At 64.7% G+C, this 16597-nt stretch carries 13 protein-coding genes; 10 read left to right on the forward strand and 3 right to left on the reverse strand.

Annotated elements, in window-relative coordinates; genetic code table 11:
- Positions 1-38: 38 nt before the first annotated feature.
- Entirely contained in the window at positions 39-794 is a 756-nt protein-coding gene (bla, locus tag IPJ87_02465) for a subclass B1 metallo-beta-lactamase (GenBank protein ID MBK7940737.1), read from the reverse strand.
- 113 nt (positions 795-907) lie between these two features.
- Here bla and IPJ87_02470 point away from each other — a divergent pair, with 113 nt between their 5' ends.
- From IPJ87_02470 to IPJ87_02490, 5 genes are all read left to right on the forward strand, one after another.
- Positions 908-1219, forward strand: a complete 312-nt coding sequence (locus IPJ87_02470) for a hypothetical protein (protein ID MBK7940738.1) — start codon at positions 908-910, stop codon at positions 1217-1219.
- A 10-nt stretch (positions 1220-1229) separates the two neighbouring features.
- Positions 1230-1577, forward strand: coding sequence for a PIN domain-containing protein (locus IPJ87_02475; protein MBK7940739.1), 348 nt, complete (start codon positions 1230-1232; stop codon positions 1575-1577).
- A 65-nt stretch (positions 1578-1642) separates the two neighbouring features.
- On the forward strand, positions 1643-2758 hold the full coding sequence (locus IPJ87_02480) for a hypothetical protein (GenBank protein MBK7940740.1): 1116 nt from the start codon (positions 1643-1645) through the stop codon (positions 2756-2758).
- Positions 2759-2995: 237 nt separating this feature from the next.
- Positions 2996-3922 (forward strand): NAD(P)-dependent oxidoreductase, encoded by a 927-nt coding sequence (locus IPJ87_02485; protein ID MBK7940741.1) that lies wholly within the window; start codon positions 2996-2998, stop codon positions 3920-3922.
- Positions 3923-4017: 95 nt separating this feature from the next.
- On the forward strand, positions 4018-5145 hold the full coding sequence (locus IPJ87_02490) for a glycosyltransferase family 4 protein (protein ID MBK7940742.1): 1128 nt from the start codon (positions 4018-4020) through the stop codon (positions 5143-5145).
- Here IPJ87_02490 and IPJ87_02495 read toward each other — a convergent pair whose 3' ends face one another.
- Positions 5146-6399 carry a hypothetical protein gene (locus IPJ87_02495; protein ID MBK7940743.1) on the reverse strand — a complete coding sequence of 418 codons (1254 nt, stop codon included), beginning with the start codon at positions 6397-6399 and terminating at the stop codon, positions 5146-5148.
- 49 nt (positions 6400-6448) lie between these two features.
- On the opposite strand from IPJ87_02495, the gene IPJ87_02500 reads away from it, so the two are divergent.
- Positions 6449-7495 (forward strand): hypothetical protein, encoded by a 1047-nt coding sequence (locus tag IPJ87_02500; GenBank protein MBK7940744.1) that lies wholly within the window; start codon positions 6449-6451, stop codon positions 7493-7495.
- Here IPJ87_02500 and IPJ87_02505 read toward each other — a convergent pair whose 3' ends face one another.
- Positions 7496-8767 (reverse strand): glycosyltransferase, encoded by a 1272-nt coding sequence (locus IPJ87_02505; GenBank protein MBK7940745.1) that lies wholly within the window; start codon positions 8765-8767, stop codon positions 7496-7498.
- A 243-nt stretch (positions 8768-9010) separates the two neighbouring features.
- Between IPJ87_02505 and IPJ87_02510 the strand changes: the two genes are divergently transcribed.
- The 4 genes from IPJ87_02510 to IPJ87_02525 are packed head-to-tail and all read left to right on the forward strand — an operon-like array spanning position 9011 to position 16546.
- Positions 9011-13216: a T9SS type A sorting domain-containing protein gene (locus IPJ87_02510; GenBank protein ID MBK7940746.1), complete on the forward strand. Its 4206-nt coding sequence runs from the start codon at positions 9011-9013 to the stop codon at positions 13214-13216.
- Positions 13213-14727, forward strand: coding sequence for a hypothetical protein (locus IPJ87_02515; GenBank protein MBK7940747.1), 1515 nt, complete (start codon positions 13213-13215; stop codon positions 14725-14727). The genes IPJ87_02510 and IPJ87_02515 overlap by 4 nt, the downstream gene beginning before the upstream one ends.
- Entirely contained in the window at positions 14724-15035 is a 312-nt protein-coding gene (locus IPJ87_02520) for a T9SS type A sorting domain-containing protein (GenBank protein ID MBK7940748.1), read from the forward strand. Before IPJ87_02515 ends, IPJ87_02520 begins: the two co-directional genes overlap by 4 nt.
- The gene (locus tag IPJ87_02525) at positions 15032-16546 is read left to right on the forward strand and encodes a hypothetical protein (protein ID MBK7940749.1); all 1515 of its coding nucleotides are present in this window, start codon (positions 15032-15034) and stop codon (positions 16544-16546) included. Before IPJ87_02520 ends, IPJ87_02525 begins: the two co-directional genes overlap by 4 nt.
- The last annotated feature ends 51 nt before the right edge of the window (positions 16547-16597 follow it).

The following is a 16597-nucleotide window of genomic DNA, read 5'->3' on the forward strand; positions in this document are numbered from 1 at the left end:
ACGCGCTTGCGTTCGTGAGGGGGTGAAGGACGCCGCCGCTACTGTTCCGCCCGGAACAACCCGATCGTGTAGTCCAGCAACCTGGCATCCCCGTATTGCCCGTGGCCGGGCACCACCACCTTCACCGCGGGGTAGGCCTTTTTCACCGCTTCCACCGTGCCGGACCACGTTTCGACGTTCGCATCGCCGAGATAGCCTTTGCTGGCGTCGAGCTCCTTGATCAGGCAGCCGCCGAAGAGCACGTCCTCGCTGGGGAAGTGCCCCACCACGTTGTCCTTCGTGTGCCCTTCGCCGTGGAAGGTGGCGGTGATGCGCTCGTTGCCCACGGTGAGGTGCAGGCTGTCCGCGAAGCCGTGCTGCGGGACCTCCACGCTATCGGCCGCGGCCAGGGCGATGGTGCGCTTGTGGGCGTAGGAGGGGATCCCCTGCGCGTGGAAGGCCTTCAAGCCGCCGAGGCAGTCGTCGTGGAAGTGGGTGGGGATGACCGCGGTGATGCGGCAGTGCAGGCTGTCCTGCACCCAGCGGATCAGCTCGGTCGCCGCGTTGTCGTGGGTGGGCGTGTCGAACACGATGGCCTCGCCTTCGTTGCGCACCACCAGGCCATTGCACGGCACGAGGCCGAAGTCGTTGGTCTGCTTGGTGCTGGTGTGCACGAAGGCGTTCTGGGAGACCTGCTCCACGATGAGCGCATCCGATCGGTGAACCTCCTTCGGCTGGAAGGCCGGCCGTGGAGGCGCTGTGCACTGTGCGAGGAAAAGAGGCACGGCCAGGATGAGGGGACGTAAGGCACGCATGGTCTACCGGTCGATGGGCAACGGTGCAAAGTTCGACTGTCAGCGCTCGTTCATTGGTCTGCTCGAGGGTTGTATCCTTCCTTTGCGCTTCAGCGACTTTGCGGCCCAACGCCATGCTCCTCTCCCACACCTACAACGACCAGCCCAGCGGCGTGTACTGGAGCCAGGTGACGGACGTGGGGGGCACACAGGTCGGCCCGCCGGTCGGGTCGGTGCCACGGCGGTCTCGCGACCGGCGCCATTATCTTCGCTTCGGCATGAGCAAGCTCGCGAACAAGCAGAAAGGCCGGAAAACCCCGGTACGCCCCTCTGTGCCCAAGCGGCCCAAACGCAGACTGCCCGAGGTGCGGAAGTTCGCTGGTGCGGTGCCTGGTATGGCCGATTGGGCGCTGGAGGAAGTGCGGCGCATGCGCGATGAGTGGTGAGCGGATCCTGGTGGACACGAACATCCTGATCCGGATGTTCGCGAACGACACGTCCGTGGTCGATCTTCTCGATGGCGCGGACATCCACCTTTCGTTCATCACGGAGATCGAGCTGCTGGCCACTTCGCGTATTACGCAGGCACAAGCAAAGCGGATCCGCGCCTTCCTGGACCAATGCCTGATCATCGGCGCAGAGCCCGAAGTACGCCGGTACGCGATCGACTTTCGTAAACAGACCGGGCTGAAACTGCCGGACTGCATCATCGCCGCAACGGCGGCATACCTGAACATGCCCTTGGTGACCGGGGACCGGGGCTTTGATAAGTTACAGGACGAGATCGCTTTGTACCGGCTCTAGTGCGGATGTTGAGAATAGCTCCGCCCCATGGTGGTCCGGCCTGCTGATCAGTTGTTCTGCGCCCCATGCTCCTCTACCTCACCTACAACGACCAGCCCAGCGGCGTGTACTGGAGCCAGGTGACGGACGTGGTGGAGCACCTGAACACGTTGGGCGGCCCGAAGGTGAAACTGGTGGCCTTGGTGAGCGGCCGTGACTTCCGCAGCACCCGGCGCAAGATCAAGGCGCACAGCCCTTCGGCCTTGGTGGTGCCCATGGTGCCCACCATGCAACGCTGGCGCATGAACACGGCGATCGTGGCCTGGGTGTGCCGCTGGCTTCGCCCCAGCGGGATCATCTGCCGCGGCCCCTTCACCACGTGGATCGCCTTGCGGATGCGGGGGCGAGGCCTCACGAAGAAGGTCTGCTTCGACGGGCGCGGGGCCTACGCGGCGGAATGGGAGGAGTACCGGATCATCGACGACGATGCACTGATCGCCCAGTTCCGGCCGCTGGAGAACGAAGCCGTGAACACCAGCGACTTCCGCATCGCGGTGAGCGAGGCCTTGGTGGATCACTGGCGGGAGCGGTACGCCTATTCCGCATCTGCGCATGTGGTGATCCCGTGCACCTTGGGGAAGGACGTGGAGGATGCCGCACCTGCCTTGGCGCAGCGCGCCGGTGACACGGTGCGCCTGGTCTACAGCGGCAGCACCGCCGGCTGGCAGTCCTTCGATCGGCTGAAGCCCTTGCTCACCCAGTTGCTCGACACGCAGCCGAACACGCAGGTGCTCTTCCTGAGCAAGCGCGACGCCAACAACAGCGCTCTGGAGGCCGCGTACCCCGGGCGGGTGGCGGTGAAGTGGCTGGACCATGCCCAAGTGGCCGCTGCGCTCGCCGAATGCGACCACGGCATCATGGTGCGCGAGCGCACCATCACCAATCGCGTGGCCAGCCCCACCAAGTTCGCCGAGTACCTGAGCAGCGGCCTGCGCGTGATCACCAACGAGGGCCTCGGCGACCTCAGCGCCTTGGTGAGAACGCACGACCTGGGCCTTGTGGTGGAGGAGGGGAAGCCCTTGCCGGAGCTGAAACCGGTGACCCCGGCGGAACGGGAGCGCCTGCGGGCCTTCGCCCTGCAGCACTTCACCAAGCAGGCCCATGATGCCAGCTACCGTCAAGTGCTCCGGACCTTGGGTTGATCCGTTGGTATGACCACAGATGAACTCGGATGGATATAGATGGGATAGCTGTTCCGGTCGCTTGCTGATGTTGAGCCGCTCTGCAGCGGGCGTTATCTGTGTCCATCTGCGTTCAGCTGTGGTTGAACTTGCATGGGGCCGATGGAGGCGGGCAAGCGCGCCAACTGGCCAGCCGACCCTCTGTGGTCTTCCCCCTACTTTCGCGCTGCGTTCGCCGAAGCCAAGGGCGAAGGAGAAATGTCCAAGAAGGTCCTGATCACCGGTGGCGCGGGCTTCATCGGCTCCGCGCTCAGCAAGCACCTGCAGGAGCTGGGCCATGAGGTGTTCGTGCAGGACGACCTGAGCTTCGGGCGGCGCCACCTGGCCGGCGTGCCCGATGCGCGATTCTTCCAGGCCGACATCCGTGACCGGCAGGCCACGCAGGCCGTGTTCGACGCCACGCGCCCCAACTGGGTGCTGCACCTGGCCGCCGTGCACTTCATCCCGTACTGCAACGAGCATCCGGTGGTGGCGGCCGACATCAACATCAACGGCACCATCAGCGTGCTCGATGCGGCGCAGGCCAAGGGCAGCGTGGAGCAGGTCTTCGTGGCCAGCACCGCCGCGGTATACCCGATCGCCGCAGGCGCCATGATGGAGGACGGTGCGCTGGGCCCCATGGACATCTACGGCACCACCAAATTGGCCACCGAGAAGCTCGCGAGCGAGTTCCACCTGCGCACGCGGATCCCTGCGGTGGTGGGCCGCTTCTTCAACGCCTTCGGGCCGAACGAGACGAACCCGCACCTGTTCCCCACCATCCAGCGGCAGATCCTGGATGGGGCGCGCACGCTGAAGCTCGGCAACCTGGATCCCAAGCGCGACTACATCCACACCGCCGACATGGGCCGCGCCATGAGCGCCCTGCGCAACGCCGGGATCGAGGGCTACGACACCTTCAACATCGGACGCGGCATCGAGTACAGCGTGCGCGAGATCGTGGAGGCCTTCGAGCGCCAGCTCGGCGAGAAGCTCACCATCGAGGTGGATCCCGCCCGGGTGCGCAAGGTGGAGCGCATGCACCTGCTGGCGGATGTGCGCAAGCTGAAGCAGGCCACCGGCTGGGAGCCGAAGTGGGGGATCGATGAAGGCGTGGCCACGTTATTGAAGGAGAATGTAGAATGAAGAATGTAGAATGTAGAATGTCGAACGGGCTGACCGTAGTGCATTCATCATTGATCATTCTACACTCTACATTTTACATTCTTCATTGATCGGCCATGCACGTCGCTCTCTGCACCGACGGCGTTTTCCCCCAGGCCATGGGCGGCATGCAACGGCATTCGCGGCTGCTGGCGGAGCACCTGGCCCGTGGCGGCAACGTGAAGCTCACCGTGCTGCATCCGCATGCGGTCGGCATCTTCGATCCAGCGCTGGGCATCGAGGAGGTGCACCTACCCGATATCGATAAGCACAAGCTGTACATCCGCGAGCTCTGGCGCTACAGTGACCGGGTGGGGATGGAGCTGGAACGCATCAAGCCGGATGTGATCCTGTCGCAGGGTTTCTGTGTGTGGAAGGGCATCGACCGCTTCAGCGATAGGCTGATCATCCACCCGCACGGGCTGGAGATGTTCCAGATGCTCACGCGCAAGGAGCGTCTGCTGGGCTGGCCGTTCCGTGCGGGACTGCGCTACATGGTGCGGAACAGCGCGGTGGTGATCAGCCTGGGTGGTAAGCTCACCGGCATCTTGCAGGGACTTGCCAAGGGCAGCGACTGTCGTGTGGTGGTGATCCCGAACGCGACGGAGGTCCCACAAGTACCAAGGGACAAGGGACAAGGATCAAGCATCAATGCCGGGCCGTTGCCACTGTTGTTCGTGGGCCGCTTCGCGTTCAACAAGGGGCTGGATGTGCTGCTTGCCGTGGCGCGGCGCCTGGTGGCCGAAGGCCGCACCGACCTGGTCCGCTTCCAACTGGCGGGTGATGGGCCGCTGCTGGAGGACCTGAAGCGCGATCTGCCGCCGAACGTGGCGCTGCTCGGCCGCGTGGACGATGCGCAGCTGAACACGCTGTACGCCGATTGTGCCGCGCTGATCCTGCCCACACGGTTCGAGGGCATGCCCACGGTGGTGCTGGAGGCCATGGCCCGCGCGAAGCCGATCATCGTGAGCGACGTGGGTGCCAGCGGCGAACTGGTGAACCCGCACAACGGCTACCTGCTTCCCCCCGATGACGCCGAGGCCCTCTACCAGGCGGTGGTGGCGTTCGCCGGACGCACCGCGGAAGTGCGGGCCAGGATGGGCGAGTACAGCTTTGCCCGTGTGAACGAGCTCTTCAGCTGGCCCGTGGTGGTGAGGCGCTTCGAGGCGCTCTTCGCCGAGCTGGTGAGCGGAGCGCGTCGGTGATCAGCCGGTGATCGCGCGGGGTGGAACGCCCAGCTCCACAAGCATGGTGTCCATGAAGAACTTGGTTCCCCATTCGATGAGGTCACCCGGCTGATAGGCACCACGCAAGGGATAGGATGCAGGCATCACGCCGTTCATCAGGGGTTCCTTGAACCCGCGGAGCTGGAAGTGCTTGGTGGCCTGGATCATCCGGCCCGCCCAGGCGGTGTGCGCCTCGCCGCGGTGCTCCTCGGGCAGCTTCAGAATGGCCAGGCTCAGCTGGCTCATGCCGGTGATGCAGAGCTCGTTCAGGAAGCTGCCATCCGCGCGGTAATGGGAGGGGATGAGGTCCGGATGGCCGAAGCGCGCCCGGTCGAAGGCCGCCAGCCGGTCCAGCGCACGGCGCACCGTGGCGAAGTAGCGGGCGTCGCCCAGGCCGTGGCCGGCCTCCACGAGTCCCCGCAGCGTGTAGGCGATGGTGTGCAGCACGGCGAGCTCCTCATCGAAACCCCAGTGATCGATCCATCCGTCGGGGCGCTGTTGGTCGGCCACCCAGTCGAAGTGACGGCGTGCGGCGGTGAGCATGCGCCCATTGCCGGTGACCTGTCCGGCGCGCAGGAGGCCGTAGGTCGCTCGGCTGTAGTAGGTGCGCACCTTGTTGCGGAAGCTGTGCGCCGGGTCGTACGGTCCGGCCGGGGTCACTTGGTCGGCCAGGAAGTCCCCGGCTCCGTTCACGGCCGCGCGCAGTCGCTCCACATCCAGCTGCCATGCGGCCGGCGGGGTGTGCGTGGCGCAGTGCTCCAGCACGGCGCTCAGGCCCAGGAGGATCTGACCCGTGTTGAAGATGCTCGGCTTCCCGTAGTTGCGCAACTTCCGGTGGCCGCCGGTGAAGGCACCGTTGGGCAGCTGTTCACCCAGGAGGAACCGGGTGCAGTTCCCGATCAGCGCGTGCAGCCGCTCTTCGTCCAACCCCAGTTCCTTCGCCCGCGGGAGCGCGGCGAGGAAGGTGTTCAGCGTGTAGCCGGTGGTCTCCGGATAGGGCACGCCCACACCGTATTGCGGGCCGATGGAGAACTTGGTGGGCAGGCCCTGCCGGCCCACGGCGAGGTGCGCGTCCCACATCCACTGGAAGCCGCGCTGCAGGTGGGTGCGGGCGTCCAGCGGCTCGAAGGGCAGCGGCCGCTGCGCCAGGGCGTTCAGCCGCCGCAGGTCGGGGTTGATGCGCGGACGCACCTTCATGTCGTAGTGGAAACGCAGCTTGCCGACCAGGTCCATGGCGGTAAAAGTAGGCGCGGGTCGCGCAGCGTTACTTTGCCGCGGCGGCATGGAGCACCGGCACCTCCTTTTCACCTTCGACCACGAGCTGTTCCTGGGCCGCCGCAGCGGCACGGTGGAGCGGTGCATGATCCGTCCGGTGGACCGCGTGCTGCCGATCCTGGAGCGGCACCGCCTCGCGATGACCTTCTTCGTGGACACCACCTTCCTGCTGGAGCTGGAGCGGCGGTCGGTCACCAACGTGCGGTGCCGGGCCGACCTGGACCGCATCGCGCGGCAGCTGCGTGAGCTGGTGGAGCGGGGGCATCATGTGTATCCGCACATCCATCCGCATTGGTACGACGCACGCTACGATGAGGCGCACCACGAGTGGGACCTGCAGGAGTTGGGGCGCTATCGGTTGTCGGCGCTGGACGAGCCCTCACGCGTGGCCGTGTTCGATGGTTCGGTGGACCTGCTCCGGCGCATCCTGGCCCCGGTGGCGCCCGCCTACCGCGTGTGCGCCTACCGGGCGGGTGGCTGGTGCATCCAGCCGTTCTCCGATTTTCGGCCGCATTTCCTGCGTTGCGGCATTGAACGCGACATGAGCGTGCTGGCGGGTATGCGGCGCCACAGCAACGCGGTGGACTACGACTTCACCGCCCCGCTGCCGGGACCCGTGTACCGCTTCTCCACGGACGTGATGCAGCTCGATCAGAACGGTCCGTTCACCGAGGTGGTGATCACAAGCATCCCGTCGCGCCCGCGGGGATTGGTGGGCGCGCTGGTGGACAAGGTGCTCTGGCGCATCCCCTACGGACGCCAGATGGGCGACGGCCAGGGGGTGGCCTTCGTGGACGTGCCCGGGCCCGACGGCAGCATGGGCACGGTGGACCGCGAGATGGTGTCCATCGAGCTGCTCACCGTGATGCGCTACCGCGCCTACGCACGCCTGATCGACCGCACGCCCTTCGTGCAGTTCATCAGCCATCCGAAGATGATCACGCGGCACAACCTGCACATGCTCGAGCGGCTGCTGGACCGTTGTGCGTCGCGCTATGCGCTGACCTCGGACCTGGAGGCCCTGGTGCCCCGCCCGTCCGGCGTGGCCGCCTGATCAGGGCGACAGCAGGTCCCGTTCGATGCCAGCGGCGATATGGTCGAGCAGGTGCTCGCTGAGGTCGTGGGCCGTGTCCACCGTCACGCGCCGTTCACCGGTCATCAGCCGGGGCAGTTCCTGTGCAAGCTCCTCCACGCGCAGCGACACGCCCAGCCGGTGCTGTTCGATGTGGTGGCTCACCAGGCCCGCATCGCCCACGTGGATCACCGGGCGCCGCAGGTGGAACACCTCGGTGAACTTGGTGCCCAGCACGTCGCGGTTCATGCTGGGGATGAAGAGCAGCACCGCGTCGGCCGCGGCGATGCGGGGAAAGATGGCCTTGGCCGGCAGCGGGGCGTGGAAGCGGATGTGGTGCTGGAGCCCCCTGGCCTCCACGAGGCGGCGGTGGTTCTCGGTGCCATGCCCGGTGATGTAGAGGTCGAGCGAGGCATCGGCGAAGATGTCCGGCGCGATGCTGCGCAGGTGCTCGAAAGCCGCCATCACCTGGTCGAAGTAGCGGTCGGCCTCCTGCGCGCCGTACATGCTGCCCGCGTAGATCAAGCGCCGCAGTGCGGGCGAGGGCTCGGGCCGCGGCGGTCCCAGTTCGTCGGGGTCGATCGCATGGCCCAGGAGCCGCACCTTGGTGGCGTGCTGCGGATAGGTGCGCATGAGGTGCTCCACCACGGCCGGGTGCGGGGTGGTGATGCGGTCGCTGCCCGCCATGACCGCTTCCTCCAGGCGGCGCTCGTAGGCCTTTCGCTCCGGGCTGAGCAGGGCGCCGCCGTAGCCGTCCTGCCAGGTCCAGGTGTCGCGCAGGTCGCACACCAGGTGGAGGGGTCGGCGCTGCTTCAGCAGCACCCCGAAGTACAGGAGCCGGAAGGGGGCGCCGGTGATCAGCACGTCGCGGATGCCATGCCGGTCGATGAGCGCGCAGGCCTTGTCCAGGAAGGGGCGCTGCCAGAACACCGTCTTGTCGAACCAGTTGCCCTTGACGAGCAGCGGCAGCACGCGGCCCCACACGCGGTACATCACCTTGTCCACCGCGCTGGTGAGGGGCCGCTTGAAGAGCACGGTGGGGTAGCGCTGGGGCAGGGGGTGGCAGGTGATGCCCGGCGTGTCCAGGTCGTCGGTCCAGGGCGATCCCTTCAGGTCGTCGGGTGCGGCGCTGTGGATCACGTGCACGGCATGCCCGCGCCGGGCCAGGGCCTTGGCGAACTTCATCCAGCGCCGGCCCCCGATGCCGCGGTAGGGCGGGAAGGTGTGGGATACGATGAGCAGCGGGCGGGGCATGGCCGGGGCGAAGGTATCGGAGCAGCGGCGGTGGCGGCCGTGGGCTGTGCCGCCACCTCTCTACGCATTCCCCCTCCCCCGCACAAGGGGGAGAACACGTGGGTGGACCCACGTGAAAATACATGGGTGGACCCACGTGAAAATACGTGGACGGCGGATCATGCGCTGGCCTTGGTTTGTATGGACCAACCCGAGGCCCCGGCCGATCGCGTCGGCCGGGGACCTCACAACACCCCCAACGCCATGTTCACCGACCGTTTCCGACCGCTTTGGGCGCTCTGCGCCGCTGGTCTCTGGGTGCATGCTCCGGTCCACGCGCAAACGGACCCCTTGTGGATCTCCGGCTCGCAGGCCATCCACTTCCCCGCGCCGGGCGGAGCCGCCGTCACAACATCAGCCCTGCCCACGTCATTCGATCCGAACCTCGCCGATGCGTTCGAGTACCAGGGCGCCACGGCCTCGATGGCCCAGAACGTACAGGCCGACGGCACTTGCGATGTCCGCTTCTTCATCGTGGATGGCCGGGTGTACAATGGTGATGGCCTGCTCATCGCCGACCGGTCCGACGACCCGGATTGCGAGGTCTGCATGTTGCCTGGCGGTCCGCATGTGTTCATCGCGCCCATCCGCGGGAGCTGCGATCGCTACCTGGTGATGGCCCCGGAGATCGACACCGACCGCGAGGAGGAATACACCATCAAGGTGCGGTTCGGTATCCTGGACATGAGCTTGGTGAACGACCATCCGTACTACACCACCAACAACCTGACGGTGATGGGCAGGTTCCTGAGCAACACCGACAATGCGATGGTGGACGACTTCGACTACTGGGACCCGCAGCTCGGCGGCATGTCGATCACGTGGGTGAACGGCAACAGCCAGGCCTATCTCGCCGACTGGACGTTACCCTTCTCGTTGACCGGTCATCCGGACGTTGTGCGGATCGATGCGGCAGCGCTGGCCAACGGCGATCAGGTGATCGGGCTGGAGTCCGCCGCCGCGCTCAATTTCCTGCTCAACACCGACCGTGGGCCGCACTACGTGGATGGCACCGGAAAGGCACAACCTGAAGCGGACTGGAATGCCGAGCGCAGCGTGCGGGGCGAGCTGGAACTGCATCGCAGCGGCACCCAACTGCTGGTGGCCTACAGCGGTTATGTGCGCGCTGGGGGCGGTCCCTCGATACACACCCTGGGGGTGATCCACTCCGCCTTCGACCTCAACGGCCTGCCGGGTGCGCTGCCCCTGATCGGTGGCCAGGGCTATCCGCGGATCTATGAGGTGGAGCACTACACCGATGGCACCGGGCTGGCGCAGGAGGACCACTTCGGGAACCCGATCGAGCATCCGCGCGTGGGCGGGGTGGAGTTCTCGCCGAACGGCGACCACATCTACTACCTGAAGAGCAGCTACCACGCCGCACCGCACACGAACTTCGGGGTCATCGACCGCAGCCTGTTGCCGCCGAACGGGGTGTCGCCGCTGGCGATCGGCCCCTACACCGAGACACGCAAGCTGGCCGATTCGGAACTGGAACTGAACGTGGACGCCACGGGCAATGCGGAGGTGCTCTACGCCATCGGCACCAGCGGCGTGGGGCAATACTGGCTGGGCGCTTTTGCGGACCCCGACGTGCCCGACCCCGCCAACTGGCAGCCCAATGCCGTCACCCTGGGCACCCCGGCCACCTACGGCGGCATCAACGCCGTGGAATACCGCCTGCTGAACGGACGCATCCGGGGCGATGAGCACATCCTGACACTGCAGGACGGCAGCTGTTGCCTGGAGGCCCACCTGGCGCGTGTGGAGCCCACGCTCTACAGCCTCACAGGAACCAATACGCCAGCCACGGCGTGGCAACCGGGCCAGAATCCCTTCCAAGGCGGTCCGACCCTGGTGGTGTTCGACCAGGACGTGGTGGTGCAGCCGGGCGCCCATCTCTATGTGAAGGACATGGTCTGGCGCTTCGCATCCACCGCCCGGTTGATCGTACGGAAAGGCGCATCGATCACCTTCACCGACTGCACCCTCAGCAGCTTCGACTGCCCCGACCAGCGCTGGCCGGGTGTGCGTGTGGAGGGGCAGACCAACAACCCGCTGCAGAGCGGCACCAACCAGGGGCAATTGCGCTTGACGAACAGCACCGTGTCCAATGCCGTCATCGGTGTGCATTGTGCACAGGAACTGGCCAATGGCGCCATCGATCCGGCCGGTTTTGGCGGCGTGGTGCGCGCGGTGGGGTGCCAGTTCGTGGACAACATCAACGGGGTGCGGATCGAGCAATACCATCGCTATGGCAGCTTGGGCAATGAGCTGAACAACATCTGTCTGTTCAGCAACTGCGGCTTCCTCACCACTGCGGATTACCCCGGGCTGGGGAACACGGTGCCGCAGAACATGGCCCTCCTCTTCGACGTGAATGGTGTGCGATTCACGAATTGCGCCTTCGAGAACCAGGCCTATGGGAGTTTCCCGGGGCCCGACCAGCGCGGAAGGGGCATCATGGCCTGGGCGGCGAGCTTCACCTGCACCGGCGGCATGAACTACCCGCTCCATGGCTTCCGCAACCTCACCGCAGGGGTCCTCAGCGCCGACCACGACCCGGACTTCGTGACCACCGTGGACGGGATGGACTTCACGAACAACAAAGTGGGGCTTTACGACCTGGGCAGCGACGACCCCATCTACACCAATAACCACGTGAGCACGCTGGATGTGGACCCGCTGACCGGCGAGGCCACCATCGGCTTCTTCCTGATGCAGAGCAACCGCTACACCGTGGAACGCAACAGCTTCACCAAGCCGGCCACCGCCACCGCCCCCAGCGCGGGCATCTGGTTCAAAGGCCCGCAGCCGGAGGACAACCGGATCTACGACAACAGCTTCGTCGACCTGGACTTTGGCTGCGTGGTGGAAGGCGATCACCATACCCCAGGGCCCATCACACAGATACCGATCGGCCTGCAGATGCTCTGTGGCTATCACGAGAACAACTTTGTGGACCAGTTCGTGTTGCCGCTGGGCTACATCCGCAGGGAACAGGGGAACAACTCCCCTTCCCCTCAGCAAAGTGCCAACAACCAGTTCAGCCCCGGTGCCGACTGCGATCCAGGAAGCCCTGGGCCTTCGTTGCACGCGTTCGTCTATGCCATGTTCAACTACGGCCTGGATGTCAACTACCACTACTACGACAATGCCAACAGCCCGCAGATGCGCCCCGAGTGCATTGAGGACATCAACGGCAACGACCTTTCCGTCACGGGCTTCTGGTTCTATGACCTGTTCGACCATGCTCAGCCCGTTGCATTCAATGCTGAGGCCGATTGCGACAAAGGGGACCTGGACGAATTCCAGCAGGGCCTACAGGAGCTGCAAGCGGACTATGAGGGGAAGCTCGCCGTACTGCACAGCGCCATCGCCAGCTACAACGGCACTGTGGACGGTGGCGAGCGGCCCGATCTGCTGGACGCCATCGCCGATCCGGTGGCCTGGCCGAGCCATCTGCTTCGCGATCTGCTGCTTACCAACGGCCCATTGAGCGATCAGGTGCTGGTGGCCGCCATCCGGCGCGAGGTGGCCATGGACCCCTGGCACCTCACCCAGGTGCTGATCGACAACAGCCCCTTAAAGAAGGACGTGGAGATCGTGCTGGACGAGAGCGAGGCTCTCTCTGAGTTCTTCCGCGCCCTGCTGGCCCAATACGAGGAGGGCGCCAGCGCCCGGGACCTGTTGGAACAGGAGCTGGCGATCCGCCATACCGACAAGGCCGTGGCCCAGCGGCGACTGGTGCAGGCCGTGGCCCAGGACAGCACCCTGGAGGGCAGGAACGACACGCTTGCCTTGATCTTCGGTCGTGACACCCTGCATTGGGGCGACCGATATTTGTACATGCTGCATCTGGCCAACCGGGACTTCACGGCCGCGCACGCCCTGGCGAACGGTCTGCTACAGGTGCCGGCGAACGAGGGGCTGGTGGCCTACGGCGAATTGCTGGAGGACATGCAGGGTGACCCCAACAGCGTAAGCGCACCGCCGATCGCCGAACTGGAGGCCCTGGCCTTCGGGGAGGAAAATAGCGGGGCCGCCCAGGCCTGGACCCGGCTCCTTCAACTGGGCGCCACGGACAGCCTACCGCAGGGCTGGGTGCCCGAACCCTACCGCAGCGCCTTCTACCCGCCCGTGAAGCACACGGGGAACATGGCTCCCCTGCTGGGTGCCTACCCGAACCCCGCACAGGACCGGGTGATGATCAGCTACCCCGAAGGCGCCGAGCGGGGCACCCTGGAGGTCTTCGATGCACAAGGGCGGCTGATGAGGACCATCGCGCTGCAAGGCCGCAAGGCCTTCGTGGAGGTCGACCTGAGCGGCTGGAGCGAAGGCCTCTATCTGGCCCGCCTGCTCTTCGAGGGCCACCGGGTCGGCGAGACCAAATTCAACGTGGTGCAATGATGCGCTCGATCGCATGCCTGGCAATGATCGTTCTGGCGGGCACCCTGGTGGTGCCCGGCCAGAGCGGCTTCATCGTGCATCTGGACAGCGCACAGAACGGCAAACCAGGCTCTGGTCGCAGTGTGTTCGAGGTGGGTGACGGTTACCTGCTGTTCATGCACCAGATCTCGCATGATGGCTCGGGCAAGACCCACCTCTTTGTGCGCAAGCTGGATGCACAGGGGCAGTTCGTGCATGAACGGGAGTATGCCTTCGGGGATCCCAGGCATTATGCCTTCGGGCAGGTCTCTCCGGTCTGTCGGATGGATACCGGCGGCTTCGCCAGCGTGGTGCTGGAGGGCTCCGACTTCTGGGCGCATTCGTACCTCTATCGGTTCAATGAGGATGGGGATACGACCGATCGGAAGTTCCTCTTCACGTATGATCCTTCCGATTCCCTCACCCACTTCTTCCACCAGACCAGGCCAACCGCAGATGGAGGTTTCATCGCCGCTGGCTTCTTCGATCCGCCGGCGATCGCGGATGGTGCGCGTGCCTTTGCGGTGCGGTTGAACACCGATGGCGATACCCTGTGGACGCGGCGCTATGGCCAAGCGGACCAGTCCACCTTGGCCTACTCATGTACAGAGATACCTGGAGGCGGGTTTGTACTAACTGGCGTCAACTACAGGCTGGGCGTGAATGACGAGCAGTTCCTGATCCGCACGGATACAATGGGCAACCTGCTTTGGTGGAGACAGTTCGGGGAAGATGCCACGGGGGTCTTTGCCGTGCGCATGGCACCGGACAGCACGATCATCACGGCGGGTGAATACCGGGAGGATAACTGGCCCAACTACTGGCAGCAGGCCATGTTCACCAAGTGGAATGTGCAAGGCGACATTGTTTGGCAGAAACGGTCGCACTACCACTACCTCGCCTCGCCGTTGGACATGGAGGTTCTGCCGGATGGCTCGTTCGTGAGTTGCATCCACGTCTTCCTGGGGCTCACACACATCGCCAAGTTCAGCGCGGCCGGTGACAGCCTCTGGAGCCGGACCTATTCGGCGTTCGTCGACCTTCACAATCCACGGGACATCAGCCTCACTTCGGATGGTGGGTTCATCAGCACCGGCTGGGTTTATCAGGATAATACGGGCGGGCACCCGGGGCTCCAGACCGCCTACGTGATCAAGACCGACAGCCTGGGCTGCGTGGTGCCGGGCTGCCATCTGGTGGGGGTGCAGGAGTATGAGGTCAGCTTGCAGGAGCGGCTGCGGCTGTGGCCCAACCCCGCCACGGATCAAGTTCGGCTGGAGCTGGAGCTGCCGCCTGGGTACAGGCCCACGGGCGCGGTGCAGGCCGTGCTGCTGGACGCCTCGGGCCGGGAGGTGCTGCGCGAGGCCGTACCGGGGAACGGCACCGTGCTCTCGCACCTTCTCTCCCTCACGCCCTTCGCCCCCGGCCTCTACCACCTGCACCTGGCGGATGGGAAGCGCTGGCTGGCCGGCAGTAACCTGCTGGTGGAATGAAGTGGCCCGAACCCTACCGCATGGCCTGCTTCCCCGCCGAACGCAAGGGCTGGCGTATTGCCCCGCTGCTGGGTGCCTACCCCAACCCCGCACAGGACCGGGTGATGATCAGCTACCCCGAAGGCGCCGAGCTCGGCACCCTGGAGTTCTTCGATGCACAGGGGCGGCTGATGCGGACCATCGCGCTGCAGGGCCGCAAGGCCTTCGTGGAGGTCGACCTGGGCGGCTGGAGCGAAGGCCTCTATCTGGCCCGCCTGCTCTTCGAGGGCCACCGGGTCGGCGAGACCAAATTCAACGTGGTCAAATGATGCGCTTGATCACATTGATGTCGATGATCGTTCTGGCGGGCACCCTGGTGGTGCCCGCCCAGAACGGCTTCATCGTCCACTTGGACAGCGCGCAGGGTGGTAAGCCGGGCGGCGGATTGAGCGTCTTTGAAACGGCGGACGGCTACCTGGTCTTCACCCAGCAGATCTCGCACGACGGATCGGGCAAGACCCACATCTTCGTGCGCAAGCTCGATCTCCAAGGCCAATTCATGCATGAACGCGAATATAGCTTTGGAGATCCGCGTCACATTAACTTGGGAGTAACATCACCGGTTTGTCGCTTGGATACAGGAGGATTCGCGAGCGTTGTGCTAGAAGGGTCTGACTTCTGGGCGCATTCGTACCTGTATCGGTTCAATGAGGACGGCGACACGACCGAACGGAAGTTTTTGTTCAGTTTCGAACCGCAAGATTCTGTCACTCACTTTCTACGCCAAACTCGACAGACTAGTAATGGCGGTTATTGTGCAGCTGGATTTTACGATCTACCGGAAGCGAAGACCAAAGCCTTCCTTGTACTATTGAATAGTGAAGGTGATACGATCTGGACGAGAACATATGGACAGGTGAACCGGTCTACTTCAGCATACTCCTGTGCAGAAATCCTTAGTGATGGCTATCTCCTAGTGGGTGTCAGCTATGGATTGGGCGTGAATGATGAGCAGTTCCTGATCCGCACGGATACAATGGGCAACCTGCTTTGGTGGAGACAGTTCGGGGAAGATGCCACGGGGGTCTTTGCCGTGCGCATGGCATCGGACAGCACGATCATCACGGCGGGTGAATACCGGGAGGATAACTGGCCCAACTACTGGCAGCAGGCCATGTTCACCAAGTGGGATGTGCAAGGCGACATTGTTTGGCAGAAACGGTCGCACTACAATTACTTGACTGGAGCGTACGACATGGAAGTACAAGAGGATGGCTCGGTCATCGCTTGCATTCGCGTGGGCCCAGCCATTACACACATCGCTAAATTCAGTTCGCTTGGTGATAGTCTTTGGAGCAGAGGCTATACGGTCTTCATCGACACGCATCAGCCTCGGGACATCAGCCTCACCTCGGATGGTGGGTTCCTCAGCACTGGCTTCGTGTATCAGGATAATTCGGGCGGGCACCCGGGGCTCCAGACCGCTTACGTGATCAAGACCGACAGCCTGGGCTGCGTGGTGCCGGGCTGCCACTTGGTGGGGGTGCAGGAGTATGAGGTGAGCTTGCAGGAGCGGCTGCGGCTGTGGCCCAACCCCGCCACGGATCATGTGCGTCTGGAGCTGGTGCTACCGCCTGGGTACAGGCCCACGGGCGCGGTGCAGGCCGTGCTGCTGGACGCCTCGGGCCGGGAGGTGCTGCGCGAGGCCGTACCGGGGAACGGCACCGTGCTCTCGCACCTTCTCTCCCTCACGCCCTTCGCCCCCGGCCTCTACCACCTGCATCTGGCGGATGGGAAGCGCTGGCTGGCGGGGGGGGATGTGGTGGTGACCCCGCCGTAGCCTTGGCGAGGGCGGGCGTAAAGGACCGTGGAACGTGCGTGCTGGATGGAC

The sequence above is a fragment of the Flavobacteriales bacterium genome (assembly GCA_016713875.1).
In the GTDB taxonomy this organism is placed as follows: Bacteria; Bacteroidota; Bacteroidia; order Flavobacteriales_F; family PHOS-HE28; genus PHOS-HE28.

Coding starts and splice junctions, on each gene's coding strand:
- bla (MBK7940737.1), bottom strand. CDS start 794: ATGCGTGCCTTACGTCCCCTCATCCTGGCCGTGCCTCTTTTCCTCGCA.
- IPJ87_02470 (MBK7940738.1), top strand. CDS start 908: ATGCTCCTCTCCCACACCTACAACGACCAGCCCAGCGGCGTGTACTGG.
- IPJ87_02480 (MBK7940740.1), top strand. CDS start 1,643: ATGCTCCTCTACCTCACCTACAACGACCAGCCCAGCGGCGTGTACTGG.
- IPJ87_02485 (MBK7940741.1), top strand. CDS start 2,996: ATGTCCAAGAAGGTCCTGATCACCGGTGGCGCGGGCTTCATCGGCTCC.
- IPJ87_02490 (MBK7940742.1), top strand. CDS start 4,018: ATGCACGTCGCTCTCTGCACCGACGGCGTTTTCCCCCAGGCCATGGGC.
- IPJ87_02495 (MBK7940743.1), bottom strand. CDS start 6,399: ATGGACCTGGTCGGCAAGCTGCGTTTCCACTACGACATGAAGGTGCGT.
- IPJ87_02500 (MBK7940744.1), top strand. CDS start 6,449: ATGGAGCACCGGCACCTCCTTTTCACCTTCGACCACGAGCTGTTCCTG.
- IPJ87_02505 (MBK7940745.1), bottom strand. CDS start 8,767: ATGCCCCGCCCGCTGCTCATCGTATCCCACACCTTCCCGCCCTACCGC.
- IPJ87_02510 (MBK7940746.1), top strand. CDS start 9,011: ATGTTCACCGACCGTTTCCGACCGCTTTGGGCGCTCTGCGCCGCTGGT.
- IPJ87_02515 (MBK7940747.1), top strand. CDS start 13,213: ATGATGCGCTCGATCGCATGCCTGGCAATGATCGTTCTGGCGGGCACC.
- IPJ87_02520 (MBK7940748.1), top strand. CDS start 14,724: ATGAAGTGGCCCGAACCCTACCGCATGGCCTGCTTCCCCGCCGAACGC.
- IPJ87_02525 (MBK7940749.1), top strand. CDS start 15,032: ATGATGCGCTTGATCACATTGATGTCGATGATCGTTCTGGCGGGCACC.